The sequence below is a fragment of the Conexibacter sp. SYSU D00693 genome, assembly GCF_017084525.1.
Taxonomy (GTDB): Bacteria; Actinomycetota; Thermoleophilia; order Solirubrobacterales; family Solirubrobacteraceae; genus Baekduia.
This window is the reverse complement of the sequence record NZ_CP070950.1, coordinates 274,674-301,568: the sequence shown is the minus strand read 5'-3', so window position 1 is coordinate 301,568 and position 26,895 is coordinate 274,674. Positions and strand designations below refer to the sequence as shown.

At 74.2% G+C, this 26,895-nt stretch carries 27 protein-coding genes and 1 tRNA gene; 11 read left to right on the top strand and 17 right to left on the bottom strand.

Annotated elements, in window-relative coordinates:
- Nucleotides 1-27: 27 nt before the first annotated feature.
- The gene (locus tag JUB12_RS01530) at nucleotides 28-1,074 is read right to left on the bottom strand and encodes a Gfo/Idh/MocA family oxidoreductase (protein ID WP_205697853.1); all 1,047 of its coding nucleotides are present in this window, start codon (nucleotides 1,072-1,074) and stop codon (nucleotides 28-30) included.
- Complete coding sequence (locus JUB12_RS01525) at nucleotides 1,074-1,235, bottom strand: hypothetical protein (protein WP_205697852.1); 162 nt, start codon at nucleotides 1,233-1,235, stop codon at nucleotides 1,074-1,076. Before JUB12_RS01525 ends, JUB12_RS01530 begins: the two co-directional genes overlap by 1 nt.
- 43 nt (nucleotides 1,236-1,278) lie before the next feature.
- On the opposite strand from JUB12_RS01525, the gene JUB12_RS01520 reads away from it, so the two are divergent.
- Genes JUB12_RS01520 through JUB12_RS01505 form a run of 4 tightly spaced genes read left to right on the top strand, consistent with a single transcriptional unit; the run spans nucleotide 1,279 to nucleotide 2,996 of the window.
- Complete coding sequence (locus JUB12_RS01520; RefSeq protein ID WP_205697851.1) at nucleotides 1,279-1,464, top strand: hypothetical protein; 186 nt, start codon at nucleotides 1,279-1,281, stop codon at nucleotides 1,462-1,464.
- A gap of 47 nt (nucleotides 1,465-1,511) precedes the next feature.
- A complete protein-coding gene (locus JUB12_RS01515; protein ID WP_205697850.1) occupies nucleotides 1,512-2,285 on the top strand; it encodes a DUF427 domain-containing protein in 774 nt (257 codons plus the stop codon).
- A 30-nt stretch (nucleotides 2,286-2,315) separates the two neighbouring features.
- Entirely contained in the window at nucleotides 2,316-2,570 is a 255-nt protein-coding gene (locus JUB12_RS01510; RefSeq protein WP_205697849.1) for a hypothetical protein, read from the top strand.
- Nucleotides 2,571-2,606: 36 nt separating this feature from the next.
- Nucleotides 2,607-2,996 carry a hypothetical protein gene (locus tag JUB12_RS01505; RefSeq protein WP_205697848.1) on the top strand — a complete coding sequence of 130 codons (390 nt, stop codon included), beginning with the start codon at nucleotides 2,607-2,609 and terminating at the stop codon, nucleotides 2,994-2,996.
- Between the two features lie 27 nt (nucleotides 2,997-3,023).
- On the opposite strand, the gene JUB12_RS01500 is transcribed toward JUB12_RS01505, so the two are convergent.
- Nucleotides 3,024-3,584 (bottom strand): NUDIX hydrolase, encoded by a 561-nt coding sequence (locus JUB12_RS01500; RefSeq protein WP_205697847.1) that lies wholly within the window; start codon nucleotides 3,582-3,584, stop codon nucleotides 3,024-3,026.
- Between the two features lie 37 nt (nucleotides 3,585-3,621).
- Between JUB12_RS01500 and JUB12_RS01495 the strand changes: the two genes are divergently transcribed.
- The gene (locus JUB12_RS01495) at nucleotides 3,622-3,819 is read left to right on the top strand and encodes a hypothetical protein (RefSeq protein WP_205697846.1); all 198 of its coding nucleotides are present in this window, start codon (nucleotides 3,622-3,624) and stop codon (nucleotides 3,817-3,819) included.
- Here JUB12_RS01495 and JUB12_RS01490 read toward each other — a convergent pair.
- Nucleotides 3,816-5,786, bottom strand: coding sequence for an alpha/beta fold hydrolase (locus JUB12_RS01490; RefSeq protein WP_205697845.1), 1,971 nt, complete (start codon nucleotides 5,784-5,786; stop codon nucleotides 3,816-3,818). The genes JUB12_RS01495 and JUB12_RS01490 overlap by 4 nt on opposite strands.
- A 131-nt stretch (nucleotides 5,787-5,917) precedes the next feature.
- On the opposite strand from JUB12_RS01490, the gene JUB12_RS01485 reads away from it, so the two are divergent.
- Nucleotides 5,918-8,314: an AAA family ATPase gene (locus JUB12_RS01485; RefSeq protein ID WP_205697844.1), complete on the top strand. Its 2,397-nt coding sequence runs from the start codon at nucleotides 5,918-5,920 to the stop codon at nucleotides 8,312-8,314.
- Nucleotides 8,311-9,342 carry a hypothetical protein gene (locus JUB12_RS01480; protein WP_205697843.1) on the top strand — a complete coding sequence of 344 codons (1,032 nt, stop codon included), beginning with the start codon at nucleotides 8,311-8,313 and terminating at the stop codon, nucleotides 9,340-9,342. The genes JUB12_RS01485 and JUB12_RS01480 overlap by 4 nt, the downstream gene beginning before the upstream one ends.
- On the opposite strand, the gene JUB12_RS01475 is transcribed toward JUB12_RS01480, so the two are convergent.
- The gene (locus JUB12_RS01475) at nucleotides 9,339-9,530 is read right to left on the bottom strand and encodes a hypothetical protein (protein WP_205697842.1); all 192 of its coding nucleotides are present in this window, start codon (nucleotides 9,528-9,530) and stop codon (nucleotides 9,339-9,341) included. The two genes, JUB12_RS01480 and JUB12_RS01475, sit on opposite strands and share 4 nt — an antisense overlap.
- 64 nt (nucleotides 9,531-9,594) lie before the next feature.
- Here JUB12_RS01475 and JUB12_RS01470 point away from each other — a divergent pair, with 64 nt between their 5' ends.
- The 3 genes from JUB12_RS01470 to JUB12_RS01460 are packed head-to-tail and all read left to right on the top strand — an operon-like array spanning nucleotide 9,595 to nucleotide 13,687.
- Nucleotides 9,595-11,364, top strand: a complete 1,770-nt coding sequence (locus JUB12_RS01470; RefSeq protein WP_205697841.1) for an ABC transporter ATP-binding protein — start codon at nucleotides 9,595-9,597, stop codon at nucleotides 11,362-11,364.
- Nucleotides 11,361-13,181 carry an ABC transporter ATP-binding protein gene (locus JUB12_RS01465; protein ID WP_205697840.1) on the top strand — a complete coding sequence of 607 codons (1,821 nt, stop codon included), beginning with the start codon at nucleotides 11,361-11,363 and terminating at the stop codon, nucleotides 13,179-13,181. The genes JUB12_RS01470 and JUB12_RS01465 overlap by 4 nt, the downstream gene beginning before the upstream one ends.
- A gap of 32 nt (nucleotides 13,182-13,213) precedes the next feature.
- Nucleotides 13,214-13,687 carry a cupin domain-containing protein gene (locus JUB12_RS01460; protein ID WP_205697839.1) on the top strand — a complete coding sequence of 158 codons (474 nt, stop codon included), beginning with the start codon at nucleotides 13,214-13,216 and terminating at the stop codon, nucleotides 13,685-13,687.
- Here JUB12_RS01460 and JUB12_RS01455 read toward each other — a convergent pair.
- From JUB12_RS01455 to JUB12_RS01445, 3 genes are all read right to left on the bottom strand, one after another.
- Complete coding sequence (locus tag JUB12_RS01455; RefSeq protein ID WP_205697838.1) at nucleotides 13,684-14,529, bottom strand: SDR family oxidoreductase; 846 nt, start codon at nucleotides 14,527-14,529, stop codon at nucleotides 13,684-13,686. The two genes, JUB12_RS01460 and JUB12_RS01455, sit on opposite strands and share 4 nt — an antisense overlap.
- A gap of 130 nt (nucleotides 14,530-14,659) precedes the next feature.
- Complete coding sequence (locus JUB12_RS01450; protein ID WP_205697837.1) at nucleotides 14,660-15,454, bottom strand: transposase; 795 nt, start codon at nucleotides 15,452-15,454, stop codon at nucleotides 14,660-14,662.
- A 136-nt stretch (nucleotides 15,455-15,590) separates the two neighbouring features.
- A complete protein-coding gene (locus JUB12_RS01445; RefSeq protein ID WP_205697836.1) occupies nucleotides 15,591-16,379 on the bottom strand; it encodes a hypothetical protein in 789 nt (262 codons plus the stop codon).
- A gap of 66 nt (nucleotides 16,380-16,445) precedes the next feature.
- Between JUB12_RS01445 and JUB12_RS01440 the strand changes: the two genes are divergently transcribed.
- Nucleotides 16,446-16,517, top strand: a tRNA-Gln gene (locus JUB12_RS01440).
- Nucleotides 16,518-16,821: 304 nt separating this feature from the next.
- On the opposite strand, the gene JUB12_RS01435 is transcribed toward JUB12_RS01440, so the two are convergent.
- The 9 genes from JUB12_RS01435 to JUB12_RS01395 are packed head-to-tail and all read right to left on the bottom strand — an operon-like array spanning nucleotide 16,822 to nucleotide 26,797.
- Nucleotides 16,822-17,106, bottom strand: coding sequence for a hypothetical protein (locus JUB12_RS01435; protein ID WP_205697835.1), 285 nt, complete (start codon nucleotides 17,104-17,106; stop codon nucleotides 16,822-16,824).
- A gap of 49 nt (nucleotides 17,107-17,155) precedes the next feature.
- A complete protein-coding gene (locus JUB12_RS01430; protein ID WP_205697834.1) occupies nucleotides 17,156-17,827 on the bottom strand; it encodes a TrkA family potassium uptake protein in 672 nt (223 codons plus the stop codon).
- A 6-nt stretch (nucleotides 17,828-17,833) separates the two neighbouring features.
- Entirely contained in the window at nucleotides 17,834-18,259 is a 426-nt protein-coding gene (locus tag JUB12_RS01425) for a TrkA family potassium uptake protein (RefSeq protein ID WP_205697833.1), read from the bottom strand.
- Nucleotides 18,260-18,270: 11 nt separating this feature from the next.
- A complete protein-coding gene (locus tag JUB12_RS01420) occupies nucleotides 18,271-20,214 on the bottom strand; it encodes an amino acid permease (protein WP_205697832.1) in 1,944 nt (647 codons plus the stop codon).
- The gene (locus JUB12_RS01415) at nucleotides 20,214-20,402 is read right to left on the bottom strand and encodes a hypothetical protein (RefSeq protein WP_205697831.1); all 189 of its coding nucleotides are present in this window, start codon (nucleotides 20,400-20,402) and stop codon (nucleotides 20,214-20,216) included. Before JUB12_RS01415 ends, JUB12_RS01420 begins: the two co-directional genes overlap by 1 nt.
- Complete coding sequence (locus JUB12_RS01410) at nucleotides 20,402-22,306, bottom strand: universal stress protein (RefSeq protein WP_205697830.1); 1,905 nt, start codon at nucleotides 22,304-22,306, stop codon at nucleotides 20,402-20,404. The genes JUB12_RS01415 and JUB12_RS01410 overlap by 1 nt, the downstream gene beginning before the upstream one ends.
- A gap of 56 nt (nucleotides 22,307-22,362) precedes the next feature.
- Nucleotides 22,363-22,956 carry a thermonuclease family protein gene (locus tag JUB12_RS01405; RefSeq protein ID WP_205697829.1) on the bottom strand — a complete coding sequence of 198 codons (594 nt, stop codon included), beginning with the start codon at nucleotides 22,954-22,956 and terminating at the stop codon, nucleotides 22,363-22,365.
- Entirely contained in the window at nucleotides 22,953-24,686 is a 1,734-nt protein-coding gene (locus JUB12_RS01400) for a hypothetical protein (protein ID WP_205697828.1), read from the bottom strand. The genes JUB12_RS01405 and JUB12_RS01400 overlap by 4 nt, the downstream gene beginning before the upstream one ends.
- Nucleotides 24,687-24,727: 41 nt before the next feature.
- The gene (locus JUB12_RS01395; protein ID WP_371822312.1) at nucleotides 24,728-26,797 is read right to left on the bottom strand and encodes a sodium-translocating pyrophosphatase; all 2,070 of its coding nucleotides are present in this window, start codon (nucleotides 26,795-26,797) and stop codon (nucleotides 24,728-24,730) included.
- Between the last annotated feature and the right edge of the window lie 98 nt (nucleotides 26,798-26,895).

Here is a 26,895-nt window from a genome sequence, read left to right as displayed (position 1 = left end):
CGACCCTCTTCCTCTGGCGGGCGTTTGTCAAGAGTCCGCACGAAGTTGGTGTGAAGAGCGTGTTGTTCGTCCAGGTCCCGGACGAGCCTGCTCGAGCACCCGCAGGACGGCGACGGCGTCCCCCGGGTCGACCGGCGGCGGGCCGCCCTCCTCGAGCCACGCCCGGACCGCGGGGTAGAACGACGACCAGGCGCCGCGCTCCATCGCGACGGGCGTCTCGCCGCCGGCCGTGAGCAGCCGACCGGGCGCCTCGCGCACGCCGAAGGCCGGGTCGTCCGGGCGCATGCCCGACCGCAGCTGCGCCTCCTGCGGGTCCAGGCCGTCGCAGGCGAAGCCGCCGGCGAGGCCGTGGAGCTCCATCCGCGGCCCGGGGACCGGGGTGACCGCGCCGAGGTGCAGGTGCGAGACGACGCCGCCCGCGTGCTCGAGCGCGAGGAAGACGTCGTCGTCGACCGCGGCACCGGAACGGCGGGCGGCGACCTCCGCGTAGAGGCCGACCGGCGGGCCGAAGAGCAGGCACGCCTGGTCGACGAGGTGGGTGCCGAGGTCGAGCAGCTGGCCGCCGCCCTCCTCGGGCGCGCCCTGCTCGCGCCAGACGCCGGCGACCCGCGGCCGGAAGCGGGTGAAGCGCGAGACGAAGCGCTGGGGCGCGCCGAGCCGGCCGTCCCGCAGCAGCCGGAGGACCGTCAGCAGGTCGCTGTCCCACCGCCGGTTCTGGAAGACGGTGAGACCGACGCCCGCGGCGCGCGCGGCGTCCACGAGCGCCTGGCCCTCGTCGGCGCTGACGGCGAGCGGCTTGTCGACCACGACCGGGATCCCGCGGGCGACCGCCTCGTGGGCCAGCGGCGCGTGGGCGCGGTTGGCGGTCGCGACCACGGCGAGGTCCGGCGCGGTCGCCCACAGCGCGTCGGCGGTCGCGCAGACCTCCACGCCCGGGTGGTCGGCGCGCGCGGCCGCCGCGCGGCCGGCGTCGCGGGTGAGGACCGCGGCGACCTCGAGGCCGTCGGCGGCGGCGAGCAGCCGGCCGTGGAAGTCGCGGCCGGCCAGCCCGAAGCCGGCGATGGCGACCCGCACTACGCGAGGGCCACGACGACCACCACGACCACGAGCAGGACGAGGATCGCGCTCGAGACCGTCGCCACCGGGAAGCTCTGGCGCCAGTGCTCGGGCTTGGCCCGGTCGCGGGTGATCCGGCCCTCGGGCGGGGTGCCGACCCAGTCGTCGTCGTCCTGCATCACCGCTTGTCGTACCCGATCGCGCCGGGTACCGCCAGCGACCATGACCACCCCGCCTGACGATCCCACCCGTCCGGACATGGCGCCGGGCGACGAGGCGCCTCCCGGCACGGAGGGCGCCGGCGACGACATCTGCCCCGCCTGCGGCGGCAGCGGGCGCAAGGACGACGGCGAGTGCCCGGTCTGCGCCGGCCGCGGCACCGTGGTGGAGGGCGTCGGCGGGGCCTAGCGCGGGGCCGGTCCCGGGCACCGGCGGGCGGACGCTACGTTCGGACCATGGCGCTCACCCAGTCGCCCGGCCCCATCGCCGCGCAGCCCGGCCCGACGAACTTCACCGTCGACGGCCCGGCGCACAAGCTCCTGCTGACGCCGTTCCCGCGGCGGCTGCGGGCCGAGCTGGGCGGCGAGCTGGTGCTCGACACGACCGGCGCCCAGCTCGTCCACGAGACCGGGCTGCTCGCGGCGCTCTACGTCCCGGAGGCCGACGTGCGCGCCGAGCTGCTCTCCCCCACCGACACGCGCACCCACTGCCCGTTCAAGGGCGACGCGAGCTACCTCGCGGTCAAGGACGTCCCGGACGTCTTCTGGACCTACCGCGAGCCCAACCCCGAGGCGGCCTGGCTGGAGGGCCTGCTCGGCGTGTACTTCCGCAAGCTCGACCGCTGGCTGGACGAGGACGAGGAGATCCACACGCACGTGCGCGACCCCTACCACCGGGTCGACGCGCGCCGCTCGAGCCGCCACGTGCGGGTGACGGTCGACGGCGAGGTCGTCGCCGAGACCCGGCGGCCCGTGGTGCTCTCCGAGACGGGGATGCCCAACCGGCTCTACGTCCCGCGAGAGGACGTGCGGGTCGAGCTCGTGCGCAGCGCGACGACGACGCACTGCCCGTACAAGGGCGAGGCGACGTACTGGTCGGCGCCGGGGCGCGAGGACCTCGCATGGTCGTTCGAGGCGCCGTTCGTCGACGCCCTGCCGGCGCAGGGCATGCTGTCGTTCTGGGGCGACGGCGTGGTCGTCGAGCTCGACGGCGTCGCGGTGCCTGCGTAGAGCGGCGGGGACCCCGGGTAGCACCCGGGCATGGCAGACATCCGCGAGACCTACGACCTGCCCAAGCGCTCGCCGGTCCCCCACCGGCACTGGGCCCTCATGGTCGGCTTCGTGCTCCTCGCGCTGGTCCTGGGCGGCCTGCTGCACGAGTCCGCCGTGGGCGTCGCGCTCCTGGCGATCGCGCTGCTGACGATCGTCTTCGCCGGCGTGCAGATGGTGCTGCGCTCGCGCGGCCTGCGCGAGGCGCCCGGGTCGCACCCCGTGCGCCCGCCCAGCGCGTCCTGACCGCCGGCGCGGCCCAGACCACCTACCCTCTGGCGCATGGCTCCCGACCCTGACGCCCTGCTCGCCGACAGCGCCGTGAACGCGGCCGTCGACGCGCTGGCGACCCGCAACGCCCACCACCTCTCCGCCATGAGCGACCAGGAGCGCGCCGACGCCCTGTCGCACTGGCGCGAGCTGGCGCTCGACGTCCTCACGGCGGCGCGCGCGACGCTCGAGAGCGAGCAGGTCGAGGGCGCCACGCGCCCCGAGGGCCAGCCGGGCCGGGCCGTCATCGTCCTCGAGGACGCCGGCGACCAGGACGTCGCCGTCCACGCGTCCTTCCACCCCGAGCTCGAGGAGATCGGGGAGAACGAGCTGCAGGGCACGCCCGCCCAGATCGCCGCCATGTCGCTCCTGCAGGAGCTCATGGAGGGCGGCGAGGAGTAGCCCTCCGGGCGCGGGTTCTCCGGAGCCCTAGACCAGGCTCCGCATCCGCGCGAGGTTCCACGCCGCGTGGGAGGCCGCATCTACGATGCGCGCCTCCCGCAGCAGGTCCTCCACCTCCGCGACGGAGAAGGACGCGCAGCGCAGGTCGGCCTCGGTCTCCTCGAGCCGCGCCTCGCCCGGCTCGAGGTCCGTCGCGAAGAACGCGTCGAACGGCTGCGCCGAGATGCCGTAGGCGAAGAACAGCCGGCCCAGGTGCACGAGCCGGCCGGCGCGCAGCCCGGTCTCCTCCTCGAGCTCGGTGCGCGCGACCTCCTCGGGCGGCCGCTCGCCGTGGGCGTCCAGCGCGCCCTGCGGCAGGTCCCAGAACCGCCCCTGCGCCGGGTGGCGGAACTGCTCGACGAGCCAGACCCGCCCGTCCTGCACCGGGACGAGGACCGCCGCCGGCGGCTTCTCCACCACGGAGTACAGCCCGGGCGAGCCGTCGTCGCGCTCGAGCACGTCCTCGCGCAGGCGCATCCAGCGGTTCTCGTAGACCACGCGCGTGGAGACGACGCGATGCGGCGGGTCGGCGGGCTCCCCTGGCGGCACGCGGCCGGAGGCTACCCGCGGGTACGCTGACGACCGCATGCGCGGCGTCCTGGACTTCTACCGCCGGCGCCCCGTGGTCGGGGTGCTCGTGGCGCTGCTCGGCCTCGGCCTGGCGCTGGCGACCGCCGCCGTCGGCGCCGACGACAAGCCGGTGCTCGCCGTCGTCCTCGCGGTGCTCTTCGGGCTGCTGGTCGGCGCGGCGATCTCCGCCGCGCAGGACCCCGAGAAGCGCTAGCGGCTGCCGACGCCCGCGGCGCGGGCGGCGACCAACCGGCGCGCCTGCGCGCGCAGCGCCGGCAGCTGCGCCCGGCGCGCGTCGAGCTGCGCGCGGGCCGCGCCCGCGCGCGCCGCGGCGGCGACGATCCGCCGCGCCTCGGGCCGCGCCTCGCGCACGCGCTCCCCGCCGAGCGTCCCGGCGATGTAGCCCGCCTCGTCAACGCGCACCGTGCCCGAGGCCCCGCGCACGCCGCGCACGCGCAGCGTCCCGCCGTCGATGCCGAGCTTGCCGGTCAGGCGCAGGCCCGGGACGTAGGAGCACGAGCGCAGGGTCACGGTCTCGGCGAAGCCCGTCGCGCGGAAGCGCCCGCCGCGCAGGCAGCCGTCGGCCTGGTCGGTGAAGCCGCCGACGAGCCGCTGGAGGGTGAGGACCTGGGCGTCGGCGATCGTGAGCGCGATCGCCGTGACGACGCGGCCGCGCAGGCCGGCGACGCCGCGGGCGCGCTCGAGCTCGGCGACGGACCGCGGCGCCGGCGAGTAGGCACTGCCGGTGTTCGACCTGCCCTTGCACGGCGTCCCGACGCGCCGGCCGTCGCCGAAGCGCCGCAGCGCCGTCTCGACGCAGCCGCTGAGGTCGGCGTCCTGCACGTCGTGGCCGGTGCCCGCGACGCGCACGAGCTGGGCCTGGGGCAGCGCCTTGGCGACCTCGAGCGCGTCCTCCATGGGGGTGCGCAGGTCCAGGCGCCCGGCGAGCACGAGCGCCGGCACGTCGGGCAGCGCGCCGGAGACCGGCTTGGTGAAGACGTCGCCCTGGGGCCAGAGCTGGCAGTCGTCGGCGATCGACGTGCGGCGCACCGCGTCGAGGTCGAGCGGCGCGACGCTGGACGGCGGGATCGCCGCGAGGCCGGCCTCGAGCCGGGCGGCGCGCTCCTCCACGGGCATGTCGAAGGTGTACGGCAGGCCGCCGTCGCCGCAGGCCGTCGTGACGTTGAGGCCGACGCTGAGCTCCTTGGAGCCCGTGCGGCTGCCCGTGGCGATGTGCGCGGCGCGCAGGAGCTGGGCCGGGTCGCCGGCGCGCGCGGCCTTGATCGCCGAGGGCAGCTCGGGCTGCAGGAACGGGTTGACGTCACCGGCCAGCAGCGTGAGGTACAGCGAGGAGGAGTTCTCGAGCTCGGCCGTGACGCGCTTGCCGGTCGCGGTGAAGCGCGCGCCGCGCAGCGGGCCGGCGCGCAGCTGCTCGGTGACCGCGGCGACGTCGGCCACCGGGTCCTCGGTGACGCCCTTGCAGCGCCGGTTGGCGCACTGCTCGCGCAGGACGCGGGCCACGCGCGTGTAGGAGTCCAGGAGGAACGGGTCGAAGCCGTCGTCGGGCACGACGGAGTCCAGGACGAGCCCCTCGACCCGGTCCGGGTGCGCGCGCGCGTACTGCTGGGCCACGAACGTCCCGTAGGAGATGCCGAGGACCATCCACCGGTCGGCGCCGACGGCCGCGCGGACCGCGTCGAGGTCCTCGACGGTGTCGGCCGTCGTGTAGGCCTGGCGGCGCGGCCCGATGCGGTCGGCGCAGTCGCGCACGAGCGACGGGCGCACCGGGTCCAGCGACCCCAGGACCTGCAGCCGCGGGCAGACCAGCACGCCGCTGTCGCCCGTCCCGCGCTGGTCGACGACGACGAGCTGGCGGCGCTTGAGCAGCGGCGCCAGCACCTCCCGGAACGACGACGCGACGGCGACGGCGCCCTGGCCCGGGCCGCCGGCGAGCGCGATCAGCGCGCCGGTGTCGCCCTTGGCGCGGCGCTCCATCGCGACCTGGATGGTCACCTCGCCCGGGACCCGGCCCGTGCGGTCCAGCGGCACCTTGACCGAGCCGCAGCGCAGCGGCGCCTGGTCCTTGCAGGGCTTCGTCTTGATCGCCGCGCCGGCGGGCGCCGCGGAGGTCAGCGCCGTCGCGAGCAGCGCGGCGGCGAGGAGCAGGGGGCGCCGGGGCATCGAGCGGGCGAGGGTAGCTGGCCCACCGGTCCGGCCGCGCCGGGCCAGGCGGCCCAGCGTGGCGGGGCGCGCAGCGAGGTACCCTCCCCCCTCGACCGATGCCGATGGACGGGGAGAGGCTGGGTCCGCCGGTGCAGGCGGACCGTGACGCGCTCGCGCGCGAGTGGCGGCGCCTGGGCCGGGCCGCGACGGTGGTCGCGCTGCTCACGAGCCCCGCGACCTTCACGGTCTTCCACTCGGTCAACGACCTGCCGCTGTGGCTGAGCGTCGTCCTGACCCTGCTGTTCATCGGCGCGTTCCGCGGGCTGGTGGACATGCTCTGCCACCGGCTCATCCCGCGGCCGAGCCTCTACGGCGCCGACGAGCGCCTGAAGGCCGAGGACGTCGTCTTCCGGCGCCGGCGCTGGTACTGGCGCACGCGGTTCAAGCGGCTGCTGTGGCTCGCGTTCTTCGTCGTGCTCGGCCTCGCGGTCCTGCAGCTCGTGCTGCGCGGTCTGCTCGGCACGGACACGCCGTTCTTCAAGCCGGGCGAGGCGCTCGACGAGCTCTTCCCGGAGCGCACGGACCGCGTGACGCTCCTGACGTCCCAGCTCATGCTGTTCGTGCAGCTCCCGCTGCTGTTCTTCGCGAACTTCATGATCTTCTTCGGGCCGCTGCTGCTGTTCGGCGTCCTGCAGATGAAGGCGTTCGAGCCGGGCGACGCGGACTGGGGCGTCAAGCTCGAGGACGTCCGCGGGCAGGCCGAGCCCAAGGAGGACGTCAAGCGCGTCATCACGCTGTGGTCGGCCGGCGAGGAGTTCAAGAAGGCCGGCGGCAAGCCCGAGCGCGGCCTGCTGCTCATCGGCGCGCCCGGCACCGGCAAGACGATGCTCTCCAAGGCGATCGCGACGAGCTTCAACTCGCCGATCATGACCATGCCGGGGTCGGGCTTCGCCCAGACGTTCATCGGCCTGGACGTCGTGATGGTGATGATCCTCGTGGCGCGCGCCCGCCGGCTGGCCCGCAAGTGGGGCGGCACCTGCATGGTGTTCATCGACGAGATCGACGCGGTCGGCCGCCGGCGCCAGGCGCTCGGCGGGATGGTCGGCCACGCACCCGCGCCGACCACCGCGCAGGACGTCGAGGACCACCTCTTCTTCGGGGACTGGGGCGCCTTCAGCGCCTCGGGCGACCTCGTCCTGGAGACCCGCGCCTGGCGCGAGCGGCTCTTCGCCCAGCGCGTGGAGGCGCCGAGCAGCGCGCACCCGGTCGTCGAGCGGATCAACCGCTTCATGTTCCCTGGCATGGGCGGCGGCATGGCGCTCAACCAGCTGCTCGTCCAGATGGACGGCATGGACAACCCGCCGATCCTGCGCAAGTGGGTGACGAAGAAGTTCAACACGTTCCTCGACGCCCTCTACATCGTCCCGCAGCGCATCGGCGGCGCCTCGCTGCGCCTCGCGCCGCCCCAGCCGCGCTCCGAGCAGGTCTACTTCATCGGCGCGACCAACGTGCCGCTGGACGCGCTGGACCCGGCGCTCATCCGCCCCGGCCGCATGGGCCGCCACATCTACTTCCGCACGCCCACGCAGGAGGACCGCAAGGACGTCTTCGACCTCTACCTCGGGCGCGTCGCGCACGAGGAGGAGCTCGACACGCCCAAGCGCCGCGACGAGCTCGCGCGCATCACCGGCGGCTACTCCCCCGCGATGATCGAGCAGGTCTGCTCCATGGCGCTGACCTACGCGCACGCCGACGACCGCGCGGTGTTCGGCTGGAAGGACCTCATCGAGGCGATGACGACGATCGAGTCGGGCACCGCGATCGGCGTGGACTACGTGGCCGAGGAGACGCGCGCGGTGGCCATCCACGAGGCCGGCCACGCGGTCGCCTCCCACGTGTACATGGACGGCGTGCTCTCGACGCGCCTGTCGATCCGCATGCGCGGCGGCTCGCTGGGCCACCACCAGGCCATCGAGAAGGAGGAGCGCTTCTCGGCGTGGCGCCACGAGGACGTCGGCCGGCTCGTGTGGACGCTGGGCGCGATGGCCGCCGAGCACGTCTTCTACGGCGAGAACTCGCGCGGCGTCGGCGGCGACGTGCAGAGCGCGACGACGCTCGCGGCGCTCATGGTCGGCTTCTGGGGCATGGGGCCCGAGCCGGTGACGCTCGACCACGTCGAGTTCACCGACGAGGAGGTCCGCAAGGAGGCCGTCGAGGACTACGAGGAGCGCTTCGAGCGCATCGGCCTGCGGATCATGAACCGCGCCGCGTCCGGCTCGCCCATGGAGGGCAACCCGATCGCGTCCATCCTCGGCGACCCGTCGAAGAAGAAGGCGGCGGCCCGGATCCTCGGGCAGGCCTACCTCACCGCGTTCTGCCTCGTGCGCCACAACCGCGAGCAGGTCGCGCGGATCGCCGACACGCTCATCGAGCGCAAGGAGATGCACGGCGACGAGGTCGTCGAGCTGCTCGAGGCGGCACGGCTCGAGGCGCCCGCGATCGACATCACCGACGAGACGATCTGGAAGACGGCGGCGGCGGCATGACCGAGCGCGACCCGCGCACGCGGCCGGCGGACCCCGCCGGCACGAAGCCCAAGCACGACCCGGAGGACCTCCTCCCCCGCACCCGCGAACCGCTGCTGTGGGGCGCCGGGGCGCCGGTGGCCGAGCCGGGCGCGGACGGCGCCGCCGACGGCGAGCCGGAGATCCTGCGCGACGAGGACGTCCTGTACCCCGGTGGCGCGGGCGCCGCGCCGGAGGCCGGCGAGGTCGCCGCGGCCACGGGCTCGGGCGACCATGCGCCCACGGCGGGCCGCACGCCGGCGCGCGTCACGGCCCGCATCCAGTTCGTCATGGGCGCGCTCATCGCGGTGGGCGTCGCGGCGATCGCGGCGATCGCGCTGGTGGCCGCCGACGACGAGCCCCGGACGATGACGCTGCGCATCGGCCCGCAGTGGTCGTCGTGGGCGCCGTCGCCGCCCGCCCCGGGCGCCAACCCGCTGGAGAGCGTCCCGAAGCAGATCGCCGAGCACGTCGGGCGCAAGTACCGTGGGGCGGGCGGCGACCAGCTCGTCGCCGTGTCGGGCGGGCCGCTCGAGGCCGCTGACCTGCCGATGACGATCGCCGAGCGCAACCAGGCCGGCGACATCTCCATCGACGAGGGCACGGGCGTCCTCTACCGCCTCTGCGGCCTCGGGCAGAACTGCGCGATCGCCAGGGGCAAGGCGTCCAAGGCGCGCCACCTGCTGCTGCGCCGCGAGGCGCTCGAGCTCGCGCTGCACACCTTCACGTACCTCAAGGGCCTCGACGACGTCGTCGTGTTCCTGCCGCCGCCCAAGGGCCAGGAGCCCTCGCAGGCGGTGCGCTTCCGGCGCTCGGACGTCGCCGGGATGCTGACCAAGCCGCTGGCCAGCACGTTGGCGCCGCGCACGCCGTCGGTGTCGGCGGTGGCGCGCTCGCGCGACGCGTCGCTCGTGCAGCAGGTCACGCTGAACGGGCTGTTCAGCTTCCAGGTCACCCAGGCCAACAGCGACGCGCGGCTGTTCCTGGTGCTGACGCCGCCGGCGGGCTAGCGCTCGGACGCCTCGGGCGCGGGCGGCGGCGCGGGCTCGTGGCGCGGGCAGGCGAGCACCGGCATCCGCGGGTACTTGGGCCAGTCCGGGTCCTTGCGGCCCAGCTCGCACATCGAGAACACCGAGCCGCGGCCGCTGCGGACGATCCGCTGGTGGGCGCAGCGGTCGCAGAGGCCGAAGGCGGGCACGGGCGGGCATCCTGGCACGCACGACGGCGGCGGCCGCGGGCGCGGTTCCTAGACTCGGTGGGTCGTGCCCACGTTCCGGCGACTCCTCGGCTTCCTGGCGCCCTACCGCCGCGGCGTCGCCCTGTCGGCGGTGCTCGCGGCGTGCGCGATGGTCATGACCGTCGCCATCCCGTGGCTCACGGGCCGCGCGATCGACCGCATCCAGGACGGCGACGAGCCGGGCCTCCAGCTGCTCGCCGTGGTGGTCGCGATCGCCGGCGTCCTGCGCCTCGCGCTGACCGTCTCTCGCCGGCTCGTGGCGGGCCGCGTCTCGCTCGGGGTCGAGCAGGACCTCCGCCGCCGCGTCTACGGCCACCTGCTCGCGCTCGAGCTCGCGTTCTTCGACCGCCAGCAGACGGGCCAGCTCATGTCGCGGGCGACGGTCGACCTGCAGGCCGTCCGGTTCTTCCTCGGCTACGGCCTGGTCTTCCTCATGCAGAGCGCGCTCACCATCGTGCTCGCGTCGATCGCCATGGTCGTCGTGGACTGGGAGCTGGCGCTGCTGTCGCTGGTGCCGGTGCCGCTCGTGGTCTACGTGGCCTTCCGCTACGGGCGGCGGTCGCGGCCCGCGCTGCAGGAGGTCCAGCAGCGCCTCGCGGAGCTGACGGCCGACACCGAGGAGTCGATCACCGGCGTGCGCGTCGTCAAGGCGTTCGCGCGCGAGGACCGCCAGCTCGAGCGCTTCGCCGGCTCGACGCGACGGGTGTTCGACCAGTCGATGGTGTCGACGCGCCTGCAGGCGACCTACCAGCCCCTCATCGGGTTCCTGCCGCAGATCGGGCTGGCGATCGTCCTGCTGCTCGGCGGCCGGCGCGTCGTCGAGGGCCAGATGGACCTCGGCGACTTCGTGGCCTTCTACTCCTACCTGCTCATGCTGCTGTCGCCGATGCGCCAGCTGGGCATGTCGCTCGGGCTGGCCCAGCGGGCGACGGCGTCGGGCGCGCGGCTGTTCCAGGTGCTCGACCGCGAGCCGCGGATCGTCTCGCCGCCGGGCGCGCCGGGGCTCCCCGAGGGCGGCGGGCGCGTCGAGCTGCGCGACGTGACGTTCGCCTACGAGGGCGCGACGGGGCCGGCGCTGTCGAGCGTGTCGCTCGAGGTCGAGGCCGGCCGGACGGTCGCGCTGGTCGGCGGCACCGGCTCGGGCAAGACGACGCTCGTCTCGCTGCTCGCGCGGCTCTACGACGTCTCGGACGGCGCGGTGGTCATCGACGGCGCCGACGTGCGGTCGGTCGACGTCTTCGCCCTGCGCCGGGAGATCGCGATCGTCGACGACGACCCGTTCCTGTTCAGCGCGACGGTGGCGGAGAACATCGCCTACGGGCGGCCGGACGCGACGCGCGAGGAGATCGAGGTCGCGGCCCGCCGCGCGCAGGCCCACGACTTCGTCACCCGGCTGCCCGACGGCTACGACACGCGCGTGGGCGAGCGCGGGATGACGCTCAGCGGCGGCCAGCGCCAGCGCCTGGCGATCGCGCGCGCGTTCGTGTCCGACCCGCGGATCCTCGTGCTCGACGACGCCACCAGCGCGGTGGACGCGAGCACCGAGCAGGGCATCAAGACGGCGCTGCGCGAGGTCATGGCGGGCCGCACGACGTTCGTCATCGCCCACCGCCTGTCGACGATCGCGCTGGCCGACGAGGTCGTCGTGCTCGAGGACGGACGCGTGGCGGCGCACGGGTCGCACGACGAGCTCGTCGAGGTCTCGCCGCTGTACCGCGAGATCGTCGAGAAGGGGCTGCCCGACCAGGTCTTCCTCACGCGCTCGCCCGTCGAGCGCGAGGTGGCGGGGCTGTGAGGCCCGGCGAGCGGGCCGCGGTCTCGCGGCGGGCCGAGCTGCGCCGGCGGCTGCAGTCCACGCGAGGGCGCGGGCGCAAGGTGCGGGGCCTCGTCGCGCTGCTCGCGCCCTACCGGTGGCGGGTGGCGGCGATGTTCGCCGCCCTCGTGGTGGGGACGGCGGCCGGACTGGCGCCGGCACCGCTGGCCCAGCGCGCGATCGACCACGGGATCACGGACGGCGACCTCGGCGAGCTCGACCTCGTCGTCGCGCTGTTCGTGGTGAGCGCGGTGCTCGTCTGGATCACGTCGGCGCTGCAGACCTACCTCACGAACTGGGTCGGCCAGCGGGCGCTGCAGGACCTGCGCCTCCAGCTGTTCCGCCACCTGCAGGAGCAGCCGGTCGGCTTCTACGAGCGGCGGCCGGCGGGGGTCCTGATCAGCCGGATGACCAACGACGTCGAGGCGCTCAACGCGATGGTCACCGACAGCGTCACGACGCTGTTCCAGGCGTCGCTGACGCTCATCGGGTCGGTCGTGATCCTGCTGCTGTTCGACGTCGAGCTGGCGCTCGTGGTGTTCCTCATCTTCCCGGTCATGGCGGTCGGGTCGTTCCTGTTCCGGCTGGCCAGCGCGGACGCGTTCCGGCGCACGCGGGAGACGATCGGCGCGATCACGGCCTACCTGCAGGAGACGCTGAGCGGGGTGCGCGTCGTCAAGGCCTTCGCGGCCGAGCCGCGCCACCGCGAGCGCTTCGAGGAGCTCAACGACGCCAACCGGGCGGCCAACCTCGTGACGGTCAAGCTCAACGCGTCGTACTTCCCGGCGGTCGAGTTCGTCTCGTCGCTGGCGACCGTCGCGGTGCTGCTCATCGGCGGCGGGCAGGTGCTCGACGGGTCGCTGACCGTCGGCGTGCTGGTCGGCTTCGTCGCGGCGCTCAACGGGTTCTTCGACCCGATCGGGCAGCTGTCGCAGGTCTACACGACCTACCAGTCCGGGATGGCGGCCCTGGACAAGATCTTCGAGCTGCTCGACGAGGAGCCCTCCCTGCGCGACGCGCCGGACGCCGTCGAGCTGCCGCGGCCGCTGCGCGGCGAGGTCGAGCTGCGCGACGTGACCTTCGCCTACCGCACCGAGGACGACGAGCTGAAGCTCGCGCTGGACGACGTCTCGCTGCACGTGCCCCCGGGACAGACGGTGGCGCTCGTGGGCGCGACGGGCGCGGGCAAGTCGACGCTGGCCAAGCTCGTGGCGCGCTTCTACGACCCCACGTCGGGCGCGGTCCTCGTCGACGGCCGCGACCTGCGAGAGGTCACGGCGCAGTCGCTGCGCTCGCAGATGGGGATCGTCCCGCAGGAGGCGTTCCTGTTCAGCGGGACGGTGCGCGAGAACGTCGCGTTCGGGCGGCCAGAGGCCACGGCGCAGGAGCTCGAGGCGGCATGCCGGGCGGTCGGTGCGTGGGAGGTCGTCGAGCGCCTGCCCGAGGGGCTGGACACGCAGATCGGCGAGCGTGGCGTGCAGCTCTCGGCGGGCCAGCGCCAGCTCGTGGCCTTCGCGCGGGCGCTCGTGGCCGACCCGCGGATCCTCGTGCTCGACGAGGCGACGTCGAACGTCGACCTGCACACGGAGGGGCGGATCGAGCAGGGACTGCGGCGGCTGCTGGCGGGCCGCACGGCGTTCGTCATCGCCCACCGGCTGTCGACGATCCGGCAGGCCGGGCGGATCGTCGTCCTCGACGGCGGGCGGATCGTCGAGGCGGGCACGCACGACGAGCTGCTGGCCGCGCAGGGCGCGTACTGGCGCCTGCACCGCGACTGGGCACAGCAGGCGGCGGCGTAGCGGCTCGGCCGTCTCGCGGGTAGGAGGCGCGCATGGAGCGCTTCAACGTCCTGCACGGCGAGGGGGGCGAGACGGATCCCGAGGACCCGCCCGGCTTCCAGGCCGCCATGCGCCGCCTCGGGCCGGGCGTCGGCGCCCGCGAGACGGGCGCGTCGGTCTACGACCTCCCGCCGGGCCAGGCCGTCTGCCCCTACCACTGGGAGGCGGCCGAGGAGGAGTGGTTGCTCGTGGTCCGCGGTCGTCCGTCGGTCCGGACCCCGTCGGGCGAGCACCAGCTCGAGGAGGGCGACGTCGTCTTCTTCGCCGCCGCGCCGGAGGGTGCGCACAAGGTCTTCAACGCGGGCGACGAACCCGCGCGCGTCCTGCTCTGGTCGTCGGTCAGGGCGCCGGCGGCGACCTTCTACCCCGACAGCGGGAAGGTCGGCGTCTACCCCGGCCAGGAGCCGCGCCGGCTGCTGTTCCGCCAGGCCGACGCGGTGGACTACTACGACGGCGAGACGGGCTAGGGGGTCCCGGGGTCGCCGCCGGTGAGCTGGCGGGCCCCCGCGGCGGGCGCCGCGATCTCCTTGCTCATGAGCCGGCGGGCGACGGGCAGCGAGAGCCCCACGGGCAGGTGGCGGTTGGGCCCGAAGAAGAGCTTGGTCGCCAGGCCCCCGGGGATCACCGAGCGCTTGCCCTTCTCGGCGGCTCTGAGGCCGTCGCGGGCGACGCGCTCGGCGCTGGCCCACACGAAGCCCGGCAGCCGCTCGGCGAACAGGGGCTCCGAGGTCTCCTGGAACTCGGTCCTCACCGGCCCGGGCGCGACGGCGGTCACCGTGACGCCGGTCCCCCGGACCTCCTCGTGCAGCGCCTCGGTGTGGAGCTGCACGAACGCCTTGCACGCCGCGTAGGTGCCGTTGCCCGGCAGCGGCTGGAGCCCGGCCGTCGACGACACGTTGATGATCGCTCCCCGCCCTCGCTCGAGCATCCCCGGCAGCACGAGCCCGTCGAGCTGCACCACGGCCCCGACCAGCACCGCCAGCTGCTCGAACTCCCGGTCGAGGTCGCTGCTGGCGAACGCGCGGTAGATGCCGAACCCGGCGTTGTTGACGAGGACGTCGATGGTCAGCCCCTGCGCCTCGACGTCGCGCACCAGCCGCTCGCAGGCGTCCTGGTCGGCGAGGTCGCACGGCGCCACCTCCACCCGCACGCCGTGCGCCTTGCGCAGCTCCTCCGCCAGCGCCTCCAGCCGCTCGCGCCGCCGGGCCACCAGCGTGACGCCGTAGCCCTTCGCCGCCAGCTGCCGCGCGAACTCCTCGCCGATCCCGGAGCTCGCCCCGGTCACCAGCGCCGTCCCGTCATCCCGCACCCCCGGCAATCCCATGAACGGCACCGTACAACAGCGCTCGGGGTCAGACCCCGTCGCACCCCCCGCTCGGGGTCAGACCCCGTCGCACGCCCCGCTCGGGGTCAGACCCCGTCGCACGCCCCGCTCGGGGTCAGACCCCGTCGCATCGGGCGATGCGCCGCGCGATGGTCGTGCGGTGCTGGCCGAGGTGCGCGCCGATGTCCTCCAGCGAGTGCCCGTAGAGGCGGTGCGCCGCGTGGACGAGCTCGTCCGTGGGCGTCCGACCGAGGAACTCGGCGGCGTCCCACTCGGGCTTCGGCGCCGCGATCGGCGAACGGCCCGCAGGAGCGGCCTGCGCCTCGTGCTCGAGCAGCTCGCGGGAGCGGTCCGAGAGACGGTCGGCGCGCCGGAGGAGGTCGAAGTAGGCGGCGGGCGCGGCGCGTCCGTCCCAGGCCGCGATGTGCCGGACCGCCTGGTCGAGGGCCAGGAACGCCGGCGCGGGCTCGACACCCGCCATGGCCCGATGGCTCGACCACGGCCACGCTGCGGGAGCGAGGCAGAGCCCGCCGCGAACCGGGTTGAGCGGGATGTACCGCAGCGCTTCCAGGAGGTGGTTCTGGTCCTGCACCACCTTGGCGTCGTAGCGCCGAGCGAACAGCGCGCCCCATGCCCCTCGCGTCTTGTGCCGGCGGCTCACGAACCTCCCGTGGAGGTCGCGCATGCCGTCGTGCAGGTCGGGAGCCGGCGTCGTGACCAGCAGGTGGATGTGGTCGAGCATGAGGCAGTAGGCGAGGCAGAGCCAGCCCCGCTGGAACACGGTCCGTGCGAGCAGCGCGAGGTAGAGCTCCGCGTCCCGCGGGTCCACGATGAGCTTCGCCCCGGGGATCGCCTGCGCCGTGACGTGGTAGGTGAGGTCCGCCGCAAGGGGTCGTGGTGCACGTGGCATGTCCCCTGTAGGTCCGAAGGGCCCCAAGTTCGCCCCCTCTCGATGCGACGGGGTCTGACCCCGAGCATGCGACAAGCCCTGGCACCCCGTGCGACGGGGTCTGACCCCGAGCGTGCGACGGGGTCTGACCCGAGTGTCAGGTGGTGGCGGAGGTGAGGTGGCCGGCGCGGAAGGTGAGCGAGAGGAGGTGCTGGTCGCCGGGGCCGTAGGCGTCGTTGGTGGTGCCGAGGACGTAGGACCAGGTCGTGCGGGAGCCCGTGTCGGGTGGGCCGAGGAGGGTGCGGACCTGGTGGCGGGTGAGGCCGGTGAGGGTGGCGCAGCGGGCGAGGTCGCCGGCGAGGCGCTCGAGCTCGGTGGTCTCGCCGGGGTCCTCGAGCGCATGCGGAGCGGCGGCGCGGAGGGACGACCAGCGGGCGGCGTCGAAGCGGAAGGCGTCGCAGCCGCCGTCGCCGTCGTCGGTCACCACGACGGCGCCCGCGGCGAGGCCGGTGCCGGCGGCGACGAGGACGAGGGCACCGGCGAAGGCCCCGGCGGCGCCGCGGAGCGCCGACCGGCGCACCGGCAGCACCGCCAGCAACGCCGCCAGGCCCGAAGCGCACCCGCCGACGAGGACCAGGTGGACCGGCCGGTCGACGTCGGCCACGGCGCTCGCGGCGCCGAGGACGACCAGCGACGCGCCCAGGGTCGCGGCGGCCAGGAGCTGGGCCGCCCGGAGGGCCGGTCGCGGCGACCACGCGCCCATCAGGGCAACGACCGAGACGACGAGGCTGCACCCCGCGGCGACGACCGCCACGAGCGCGAACAGCGGCGCGAAGAGCCACGCGAACGTGACCACCGTGCCGACCAGGACGAACGGGCACGCCAGCCCGAACGCGACCCCCAGGAGCGAGCGCGGCAGCTGCCCGAGGAGCGGTCGTGGGCCCACGGACAGAGGCTCTCACGGACAGGAGGTCACCTGCCGAGGTTGCCTATACTGCCCCGCCGCACCCCTTGCCGGGTGGTGTAATTGGCAACACGCTGGTTTCTGGTTCCAGTATTCGGGGTTCGAGTCCCTGCCCGGCAGCCTGAGACGCGCCCCGCCACCGTGCGGGGCGCGCGTCGTTCCAGCGCACCTTCCGCGCGCGGCACCCGCTGTCCCTCGCGTGCTGCGCCGGTCGGTCATGGGAGTGCTCCTCGCTGCGACGCTCCTGGCGGGGCGGCGGATGCCGCACCCGCCGCCTCCAAGCCAAGGCCGACGCTGCAGGACGCAGGCCCGGTCGCACCCGCGCGACGGCCCTCCCGGAAGGCCTCGGCGCCCGTCCGATCGCGCTCGTCCGCCACCGCCTGTTCGTGTCGGTCGGCGACCGCCTGCTGGGCGTCCGCGGGGTCTAGGCGTCGGCCGGCGCCGGCGGGTCCTCCGGCGACCGGGTCCAGTCCCCCACGCCCACGTGCACCGACGCGGGATCCAGCCCCGCCGCGGCGCACGCCTCGTCGCGCAGCGCCAGCGCGCGGCGCTCCGCGTCCGGGACGTCCGCGACGTCGCGCAGGCGCGCGAGGACCTGGTGGTCCTCCTCGAGGACCTCGCCGCCCAGGACGTCGGCGACCGAGGCCAGGGCGGACGAGAAGGCCTCGCGGTCGGCGGCCGATGCGCAGGTGAAGGCGACCTCGATCACGCCGACCTCCCTACCCGCCGCCGCGCGCGCCCGAGCGCAGGCGGCTGGGCTACGCCGCCTCGCGCCCCGGCGCGAACTGGGCGGTGATCGCCGCCTCGAGCCCCGGGTCGAGGACGAGCAGGACCTCGTCGCCGCCCTCGATGACGGTGTCGGCCTTCGGGACGAAGCCCGTCCCGTCGCGCAGGACGCTGATGACCAGCGCGCCCTCGGGCAGGTCGATCTCGCTGACCGCGCGCCCGGCGGCCGGCGAGGAGGGCATGACCTCCACCTCGATGATCTCGAGCTGCTCGTCGCGGAGGTCGAGCAGGTGCACGAGCCCGTACGACGGGACCTCGTGCTCGATGAGGCGCAGGATGAGGTCGGTGGCGCTGACCGCGGGCTGGACCTCCAGCAGCTCGAACCACTGCCGGTTGCGCGGGTTGTTCACGCGAGCGATGATCCGCTCGCAGAGGTACTTCTCCTTCGCCATCTGGCAGATGAGCATGTTGTCCTCGTCGTCGCCCGTGACGGCGATGACGAGGTCGGCCCGCTGGACGCCGGCGCGCTCGAGGACCCACAGCTCGGTGGCGTCCCCGTACTGGACGTTGTGCTCGAGCTCCTCCTCGATGACGAGGTAGCGCTCGCGGTCGCCCTCCAGGAGCGTGACCTCGTTGCCCTTGTCGAGCAGCTCGCGGGCCAGGTTCCAGCCCACCTTGCCGCCGCCGGCGATGATGACGTACACGGTCGGCTAGCCCTCCGAGGACATGGCGCGCTGGAAGTTCTCGATCGCCTGCTGGGTCGGGCTGATCGTCTCGAGCCCCTGCTCGGCGTACCAGGACGCGCGGGCCGGGTCCATGACCCGGCACAGGACCCGCGAGACCTCGAAGCGCTTCTGGGCGACCTGGGCGATCACGAGGTTCGTGTTGTCGCCGTCGGTCGAGGCGATGAAGAGGTCGGCCTCCTCGATGCCCGCCTCGAGCAGGGCGTCGATCTCGAGGGCGTGACCGACGGTGAACCGCCCGCCGGCGTCCTCCCACGTCGTGTCCATCCCGGCGTCGAGCCGTTCGTGGGACAGCGGGTCCTCGTCGAGCACGGACACGGTGTGCCCAGCAGCGAGCGCCCCGCGTGCCACCGAGGACCCGACGCGTCCGGCGCCGACCACGAGCACGAACATGGCCCGGCACTCTAGCCAGCGTCCGGCGACGTGCGAGCCGCGACCGGCACGTCGTCGGTGGGCGGGGCGGTGAGGACCACCGGGCACGGCGCCTTGGCCACGACGTACTTCGTGACCTCCCCCGCGAAGTTGCCCTCCAGCGCCCGGCCGCCGAACCGCGCGCCGCCCCGGATCCGCGACGGCTCCTCGGCCGCCAGGACGATCGCCTGCACCCCGCGCCGGCGCGCCTCCTCGACGATCGCCGCGCCGGCCCGCCGCGATCGCACCGTGGCCGTCCGGACCATGACGCCCTGGTACTCCTCCCCGACCGCCTTGGCCCGCCGCAGCGCCGCCCGGCCCCGCTCGACCTGCGCGTCGGGCAGCCGCGCGTCCAGCGGCAGCGCCATCGGCACCTCGAAGACCCAGATCGCCTCGATCGTCGCGCCCTGCTCGCTCTCGTCGAGCGCCTCGTCGTCCTGGTCGCCGGCCAGGCGTCCCGCGGTCTGGACGATGTCGTCGTCCAGCGGCGTCCCCGTCAGCGGCACGAGGATCGAGCCGTACTCGAGCTCCTCCATCCGCCGCGCGCGCAGCGCCTCCTCGTCGACCACCACGCGCTTGAGCAGCGGCTTCTCCTGCGAGACGCGGTAGACGACGTACAGCAGCAGGCCCGCCGCCATCCACCCCAGGCCGACCCACCGGGCGCCCTCGTGGAAGACGACGACGCTGACCCACGCCAGGGCGCTGAGGACCCCGCCCACGACCGCGGGCACCGGGACGTCCGCGCCGCCGACCGCCACGTTGAGCGGCATCCGGTAGGGCCGGTCCTTGTCGGGCTCGCGGAAGCGCAGCGCCACGATCGACAGGTGCGCGAGCGTCAGCGCCAGCAGCGCGCCGAACGCGTAGATGCCGACGAGCAGCTCGAGGTCCTCGGGGACGATGAGCGCGCCCGCGATGACCGCCGCCAGGACGATGAGGACGTACGGCGTCGAGCGCGTCGGGTGCAGCCGCCCCAGCCGCGACGGGATCTGGCGGTTGCGCGACAGCGCGTAGCCCAGCCGCGACAGCCCGCGCATCGCCGAGTTGGCCGCCGCGATGAGCGTCGCGGTCGCCGCGGCCGCCACGACGTACTTGAGCCCGTCGCGGATCCACGCCTCGTCGAACGCCTCGAGGATCCCGAGCACCGGGTCCTCGAGGTGGTTGCGCGACAGCGACGTGTCCCCGCCCACGACCGGCAGCGCCGTGACCGCCACGAGCGAGATGCCGACGTAGACGACGAGCACCGACAGCGTCGCCGAGTGCACGAGCCGCCGCAGCCCCGCCCGGCCGACGCGCACCTCGCCCGCCAGCCCCGAGGCCGACTCGAGCCCGGTCATGACGACCGTCGCGACGCCGACCGCGAAGATGAGGTCCGACCACCCGGGCGACTTGCCGAGCTCGATCGGGTCGAGCAGGACGTCGGGCGAGAAGAACGTCACGAGGCCCATGACGACGAGCGCGACCTGCAGCACGAGGTCGACGACCACGAGCATGGCGATCCGGTCGATGCGCCGGGGCGAGAAGCCCAGGACGTTGCGCACCGCGACGTACAGCACGATCCCCAGGGCCATCGCCAGCTCGGCGTTGCCGCCCCCCAGCTCGCTCCAGAACGCCGCCGCGTAGTGGGTGGCGGAGAACGCCGTGACGGCGACGAGGATCACGTAGTCCAGGAGCACCGCCCAGCCGGCGATGAACGAGACGAGCTCGTTGAAGGCGTAGCGGGCGAAGACCGTCGACCCTGCGCGGTCCTGGTGCAGCGACGCGCCCTCGACGTACGTCATCGCCGCCAGCGCGAAGAAGACGCTGGCGACGAGGAAGACCAGCGGCGTGAGCCCGAGCGCGTTGCCCGCCACCACGCCGAGCGCGAAGTAGATCGCGCTGGCCAGCGAGGTCCAGACGACGGCGAAGAGGGCCGGGGAGCCGAGCTGGCGGCCGAGCACTAGCGCTCCTCCTCCCCGGGCTCGTCGCGCGTGACCCACAGTCGCCCGACACCCGCGGCGCAGAACAGCAGCCCGAGCAGGACGCCGAGCGCCAGCGGCCCGCCGCCCCGTGCGACGGTCGACACGAGCATCGCCACGCCGAGCACGACCAGCAGCAGCGAGGTGAAGCGCGTGGCGGTGCGGTGCATCAGGCGGCGGCCTTCGGCTTGCGCGGCGCCTCGGAGGGCTCGGACAGGATGATCACCCGGCACGGGCGCTCCTCGAGCACGGTCTCCACCGTCTTGCCGAACACCGACCCGCCGCTCACGCGCCCCGGCAGCGGCATGACGACCGCGCGGGCACGCAGCGTCCGCGCCTCCTCGACGATGAGCCGGCCCGCCTGGCCCGGGCGCACCTTCTCCCAGTGCCCGGTCACCCGCCGCCCGGCGAGCAGCCGCGCGCGCTCGATGATCGCCTGCGCCGCGAGCTCGGCCTCGGGCAGCTCGGCGTCCAGCGGCGAGGACTGCGGGACGACGATCGTCACGAGCACGTGGATGCCGCGCCGGCGCCGCGCCGCCAGCCGCTGGGCCGCCCGCACCGCCCCCTCGAACGGCGTGCGCGTGTCGACCGCCAGCAGGACGGACTCGTACTCGGCCTCGGTGTCGATGACCGGCCGCGGGATCGCGACCTTCTTGACCGTCGTGAGGTCGAGGCCCTGGCGCCGGCGGTACAGCGCGTAGAGCACGATCCCGAGCGCCAGCCAGCCGAAGCCGGTGACCGCCACGTCGAGGTGCAGGACCGTGGTGACGAGGAACGCCAGGCCCGTGCCCAGCAGGCCGAGCACGGCGAACAGCGGCAGCTCGCGTCCCCGCACCCGCAGGACGCCCGGCCCGCGGTACGGGCGCTCGACGTCGGACTGGGTCTGGCGCAGCCGGATGACCGCCAGGTGGGCGATCGTGAACGACAGCATCGCGCCGAACGCGTAGAGGTTGCCCAGGAACGTCGCCTGTCCGGGCAGCATGATCAGGCAGGCGATCGCGCCGAACAGCAGGATCCCGACCCACGGCGTCCCGTACCTCGGGTGCAGCTGGCGCAGCCGGTCCGGGACCTGCCGGTAGATCCCCATCGAGTACACGAGCCGCGACACGCCGATGATCCCCGCGTTCGTCGCGATGAAGAGGATCGTCGCCGCGAGCAAGCCGACGTAGAGCTCGCCGACCTCCTGCAGCGGGCCCAGGTCGATCTGCTTGACGACGCCCAGGATCGGGTCGCCGGCGAAGCCGCCCTCCTCCTCCCCCAGGCCCAGCAGCGTCGTGTACTCGCCCTCGGCGTTCTGCGTCACCGGCAGGGCGCTCAGCGCGACGGCCGGCAGGGTGAAGTAGATGGCGAAGACCGCGAGGCGGACGCGCGAGATCGCCGCCGGGATCGTCTTCGTCTCGTCCTTGGCCTCCTCGGCCATGTTCGAGATCGTCTCGATGCCCGTGTAGGCGACCATGCCGACCGGGATCGCCAGCAGGAAGTCCGTCCACGTCGGCGCGACGCCGAGCGAGACGTTGTCCACCAGCGTGTCGGGCGACAGGACCAGGAAGATCCCGACGAGCACGAGGAGGACCTGCGTGAGGAAGTCGACGACCGCCAGGAGGATGTTGACGCCGGCGGACTCCTCGGCGCCGAGCACGTTGACGAGGCTCAGGACGACCACCACGCCGATGCCGAAGACGATGTCCCCCGGCCCGTGGCGCAGCGCGTCGATGCCCAGCACGCCGCCGAGGTAGTGCGGGACGAAGAAGGCCGAGATGGCGATCGTCACCGTGTAGTTGAGCATCTGCGCCCAGGCGGCGAAGAAGCTCGCGAACTCGTTGAACGCGTGGCGCGCGAACGACGACGACCCGCCGGCCTCGGGGTACATCGCCGTGGCCTCGGCGTAGGTGGCGGCGGTGAGGTAGAAGATCACGCCGGTGATGACGAACACCACCGGCGTGAGCCCGAGCGCGTAGCTCGCGACGAGCCCGAGCGCGTAGTAGATCGACGAGCCGACGTTGCCGTAGGCGGTCGAGAACAGGGCGTTGACGCCGAGGACCCGCTGGAGGCCGTGGAGGCGGCGCTCTGCCATGCGGCGGCGGAGTCTAGGCGGGACCGGGGACGCGGAGCACCCGGTCGCCGCTCAGCTCAGAGGATGACGCTGCCGGGGACGTGGAAGTCGCCCTCGCAGCCGCCCCAGACCCCGGCGCTGCGGCCCTGGGCCCGGGTCTGGGCCTGGGCGTACACCGCCCGCGCGCGGAAGGACCGCGCGCCCGGGGTGACCCGCGCCCAGCCGCCGCTCAGCAGCGCGCCGCCGACGTCCTGGCCCGAGGAGCGGGCGAGGTAGGCGAAGGTCCGGCCCGCCTTGTCGCGGCGGCCGAAGCGCGTGTCGGTCTGCAGGTACAGCCGCTGGGCGGTCCCGCCCGGCGCGTCGCGCAGGCCGTCGCCGTCGGTGTCCACCGGCTTCGTGAAGACCTGGCGCAGCAGGGCGTCGAGGGCGCCGAGGCCGCCGCACTCGACCGTCGAGCCCTCCGGGTGGATGCGCGGGACGTCGAGGGCGACGAGCCGGACGCGCTGCGTCCTGCCCGTGGCGCGGACGCGGACGACGAGCGTCGCGCCGTCGACCACGTCGGTCGCCGTCACCGCGGTGCCGGAGGGCGTGGCGGCGGTGGCCGGGCCCGCACCGGCGCCGGCGAGCGCCGCGCCCGCCACGGCGGCCGCGACGACGACGAGGCGCCTCACCGCTGGCACCCCGGCTGCCCGGTGTCCGTCGGGCTGCGCCACCACCAGCCGGCGCGCGGCACCCCCGCGCGCAGCAGCGGCGTGCGCTCGCACGCCGCGGCGGTGGCGCGGTTGCCCGCGAGCTGGCCGAACGCCCGCAGCAGGGCCGTCTCGACGTCGATGCGGTCGGCGGGCGGCGCCTGCGCCCCGTCCCACCAGGTCGTCAGGGAGCGCGACAGCGCGATCTCGCGCTCCGTCGTCGTCGCCCTGGGCCGGCAGCGGCGGGAGGTCGAGCGTGAGCTGCACCCCTTGGGCCGCTTGCGGACCTTGAAGACCAGGACGCCCGAGACCTGCCGCGGGCTGATGCGCGAGCTGAAGCCGATCACGCGGGTGCCGTCGGCCTTGGCCGCGCCCTTCGTCGTCTCGCCGCGGAAGGTGTAGCCCCAGCGCTCCCCGCTGCGCCGCGCGACGTCGAGGAAGCGCGCCGCGGTGACGCCGAGCGGCAGGACCGTCGTGTTCACGTAGAAGCCGCCGACGGCGCGCTTGCCGATGTCCGGGCCGATGGGCTCGGAGCTGCCGACGACGCCCCCGCCGCCGCCACCGCCGCCTCCGCCGCCGCCGCCGCCACCTCCGCCGCTGCCGGCGACGGTGACCAGCGCGCGGCCCACGCCGAGGCTCGCGGTCTGGCCGGGCTCGGTCACGTAGGCGCACAGCCGCAGCGGCACGCCCGGCATGGAGGTCGAGGCGCCGACGTCGAAGGTGCCTGGGCCGACCGGCGTGCCGCCGACCGGCGTGAGCAGCGCCGTGCCGGGGTTGAGCCGGTCGGTGGCGAAGGTCCGTCCGCAGGCGCGCTCGGGCCCGGACACGAGGTGCACGCGCCCGGCGACGACCGTCGAGCCGGTGACGCGCACCGGCACGCCGGCGCCGCTGGCCGCCTCGCCGGGGGCGCTGACGGCGACGCTGGCCGTCAGCTCGAGGACCGGCAGGGTGCGGGTGGTCGTGCCGCCCGGAGCCAGGCCGGGGTCGCGCGCGACGTACACGCAGAACCGCCAGGTGCCGCCCTGCGGCGGCGTCCACTCGGCGCTCTCGGCGAACGTGCCCGGACCGACGCGCTCCTCGATCACCCCGACGGACCGCGCCGCCTGGGCGAGTGCCGTGGCGGCGCAGAACGCCCCTTCGCGCTCGGCCAGCACGATGACGCTGTGGCGCACCTCGACGTTGCCCGTCACCGTGAGGTCGAGCGGGACGCCCGGGACGCCGCGCTCCTCGGAGATCGTCAGCGCCGGCGTGGCGACCGTGGGCGCCCGCGCGCCGGTGATGAGGTGCTGGTCGACGGCCTCGGGCGTCCCGGAAGGCGCGGGCATGAGGTAGGCGCAGACCGAACTCGTGCCGGCGGGCACGACCACCACGCCGCTGAAGGAGAAGGTCGCGTCCGCCGCCAGGCTCTCCTGGCGCGCGAGCGAGCCGCCGGCCTGCGGGTTGGACGGGCAGGCGTTGCCGATCGCCGTCGTGATCCACAGCGTCGTGGCCGTGGGCGCGTAGCCCGTGACCGAGTAGTTCGCGTTGCCGCCCTGGACGTAGCCACCGCTGGGCGCCGTGGCCGAGACGTCGACCGAGGGGGGCGGCGGCGGAGGTGGCGGCGCCTGCGCGCGCGCCGGTGCGGCGCTCACGAGCGCGACGACGGCCAGCAGCGCACCGGCCAGCGCCGCCGTCAGCGAGGGCCGCCACCGCGGCACGACCAGCTCCCCCATGCGCCGGAGGGTAGCTGACCCACCCGAACGGGTGGTGAAGCTCAGACGATGATCGGGATGATGAGGATCGCGACGATGTTCGCGACCTTGATCATGGGGTTGATGGCCGGCCCGGCCGTGTCCTTGAACGGGTCGCCCACCGTGTCGCCGGTGACCGACGCCGCGTGGGCCTCGGAGCCCTTGCCGCCGAACGCCCCGTCCTCGATGAGCTTCTTGGCGTTGTCCCAGGCGCCGCCGCCGGCGGTCATGAGGACGGCGAAGAAGAACCCGACGACGATGACGCCGATCAGCAGGCCGCCGAGCGCCTGCACGTCGATCAGGCCGATGACGAACGTCACGACGATCGGGATCAGCGACGGGATGACCATCTCGCGCTGGGCGGCCTTCGTCACGAGGTCGACGCAGGTGCGGTAGTCGGGCTCGTCGGTGCCCTCCATGATCCCCGGCTTCTCGCGGAACTGCCGGCGCACCTCCTCGACGACGGCGCCGCCGGCGCGGCCCACCGCCTCCATCGACAGCGCGGCGAAGAGGCAGACCATCATGCCGCCGACGAGGAGGCCGATGAGGACCTCCGGGTTGACGAGGTTGAAGACCGTCTCCTCCGGGGCCACCCCCTCACGGCGCAGCTCGAGGATGAACGCCGCGAAGAGCACGACCGCCGCCAGGACCGCGGAGCCGATCGCGTAGCCCTTCGTCACCGCCTTCGTCGTGTTGCCGACGGCGTCGAGCGGATCGGTGACGTTGCGCACCTCCTCGGGCAGCTCGGCCATCTCGGCGATGCCGCCCGCGTTGTCGGTGATCGGGCCGAAGGCGTCGAGCGCGACGATCAGGCCGGTCAGCGAGAGCTGGCCGACGACGGCGACGCCGATGCCGTAGATCCCCTGGAAGCCGCCGCCCGCGATCTTCCACGACGCCCAGACGCCGAGCACCAGCACCAGCGCGGGGAGCGCGGTGGCCTGGAGGCCCTGCGCGAGGCCCTGGATGATGTTCGTCGCGTGGCCCGTCTGGGACGCCGCCGCGGTCTTCTTGACCGGGTTGAAGCGCGTCGACGTGTAGTAGTCGGTGATGAGGAAGAGGCAGGCCGTCACCGCGATGCCGATGAGCGCGCAGACGTAGAGCTCCCCGACGGACGGCGCGTCGATCGCGCCCTCGGCAGAGGAGAACGTGATGCCGTCCATCAGCCAGTGGGTGACCGGGTAGAAGGCGGCCGCCGCCAGCAGGCCCGAGACGATGAGGCCCTGGTAGAGCGCCCGCTCCACGTTGCCCGCCGCCGACTTGACGAAGAACGAGCCGATGATCGAGGCGATGATCGCCACGCCGCCGAGGACGAGCGGGTAGAGCGCGGCCTGGGTGTGCTCGGCGAACGTCAGCACGCCGAGGAACATCACGGCGACGATCGTCACCGCGTAGGTCTCGAAGAGGTCGGCCGCCATGCCCGCGCAGTCGCCGACGTTGTCGCCCACGTTGTCGGCGATGACCGCGGGGTTGCGCGGGTCGTCCTCCGGGATGCCCGCCTCGACCTTGCCGACGAGGTCGGCGCCCACGTCGGCCGCCTTCGTGAAGATGCCGCCGCCGAGGCGCGCGAACACCGAGATGAGCGAGCCGCCGAAGCCCAGGCCGATGAGGGCGTCGACCGCCTCCTCCTGCGAGCGGTCGAAGACCGTCGTGAGCAGGCCGTAGTAGCCCGCGACGCCCAGGAGGCCGAGGCCGACCACGAGCATGCCGGTGATGGCGCCGCCGCGGAACGCGACGTCGAGCGCCGGTCCCACGCCCCCGCGCGCGGCCTCCGCCACGCGGGCGTTGGAGCGCACGGACACGTTCATGCCGATGTAGCCCGCCGCGCCCGACAGCACGCCGCCGATGACGAAGCCCAGCGCGACGTAGCCGTCGCGGATGAAGATGAGCGCGACGGCGAGCACGACGCCGACCACGGCGATCGTCAGGTACTGGCGGTTGAGGTAGGCGCGCGCGCCCTCCTGCACGGCGCCGGAGATGCGCTGCATCTCCTCGTTGCCCGGCGACAGCGCCAGGAGCCGGCGCGTGGTGAGCAGGCCGTAGACGACGGCCATCGCCGCGCAGACCAGCGCGACGACGACCCCGTGGTCGGTCAGGAAGTCACTCAAGGGAACCTCTCTGGTGGGCGCGGGACCACCGCACCAGGATGAGGTCCTTCGTGCGGATCGCCTCTATGACGGTCGGGGCGACTCTA

Bases quoted from the DNA above. Each gene is read 5' to 3' on its own strand.
- JUB12_RS01525 (WP_205697852.1), bottom strand. From the start codon at position 1,235: ATGCAGGACGACGACGACTGGGTCGGCACCCCGCCCGAGGGCCGGATC.
- JUB12_RS01510 (WP_205697849.1), top strand. From the start codon at position 2,316: ATGGCAGACATCCGCGAGACCTACGACCTGCCCAAGCGCTCGCCGGTC.
- JUB12_RS01460 (WP_205697839.1), top strand. From the start codon at position 13,214: ATGGAGCGCTTCAACGTCCTGCACGGCGAGGGGGGCGAGACGGATCCC.
- JUB12_RS01480 (WP_205697843.1), top strand. From the start codon at position 8,311: ATGACCGAGCGCGACCCGCGCACGCGGCCGGCGGACCCCGCCGGCACG.
- JUB12_RS01425 (WP_205697833.1), bottom strand. From the start codon at position 18,259: ATGTTCGTGCTCGTGGTCGGCGCCGGACGCGTCGGGTCCTCGGTGGCA.
- JUB12_RS01520 (WP_205697851.1), top strand. From the start codon at position 1,279: ATGACCACCCCGCCTGACGATCCCACCCGTCCGGACATGGCGCCGGGC.
- JUB12_RS01415 (WP_205697831.1), bottom strand. From the start codon at position 20,402: ATGCACCGCACCGCCACGCGCTTCACCTCGCTGCTGCTGGTCGTGCTC.
- JUB12_RS01495 (WP_205697846.1), top strand. From the start codon at position 3,622: ATGCGCGGCGTCCTGGACTTCTACCGCCGGCGCCCCGTGGTCGGGGTG.
- JUB12_RS01490 (WP_205697845.1), bottom strand. From the start codon at position 5,786: ATGCCCCGGCGCCCCCTGCTCCTCGCCGCCGCGCTGCTCGCGACGGCG.
- JUB12_RS01400 (WP_205697828.1), bottom strand. From the start codon at position 24,686: ATGGGGGAGCTGGTCGTGCCGCGGTGGCGGCCCTCGCTGACGGCGGCG.
- JUB12_RS01515 (WP_205697850.1), top strand. From the start codon at position 1,512: ATGGCGCTCACCCAGTCGCCCGGCCCCATCGCCGCGCAGCCCGGCCCG.
- JUB12_RS01410 (WP_205697830.1), bottom strand. From the start codon at position 22,306: ATGGCAGAGCGCCGCCTCCACGGCCTCCAGCGGGTCCTCGGCGTCAAC.
- JUB12_RS01505 (WP_205697848.1), top strand. From the start codon at position 2,607: ATGGCTCCCGACCCTGACGCCCTGCTCGCCGACAGCGCCGTGAACGCG.
- JUB12_RS01450 (WP_205697837.1), bottom strand. From the start codon at position 15,454: ATGCCACGTGCACCACGACCCCTTGCGGCGGACCTCACCTACCACGTC.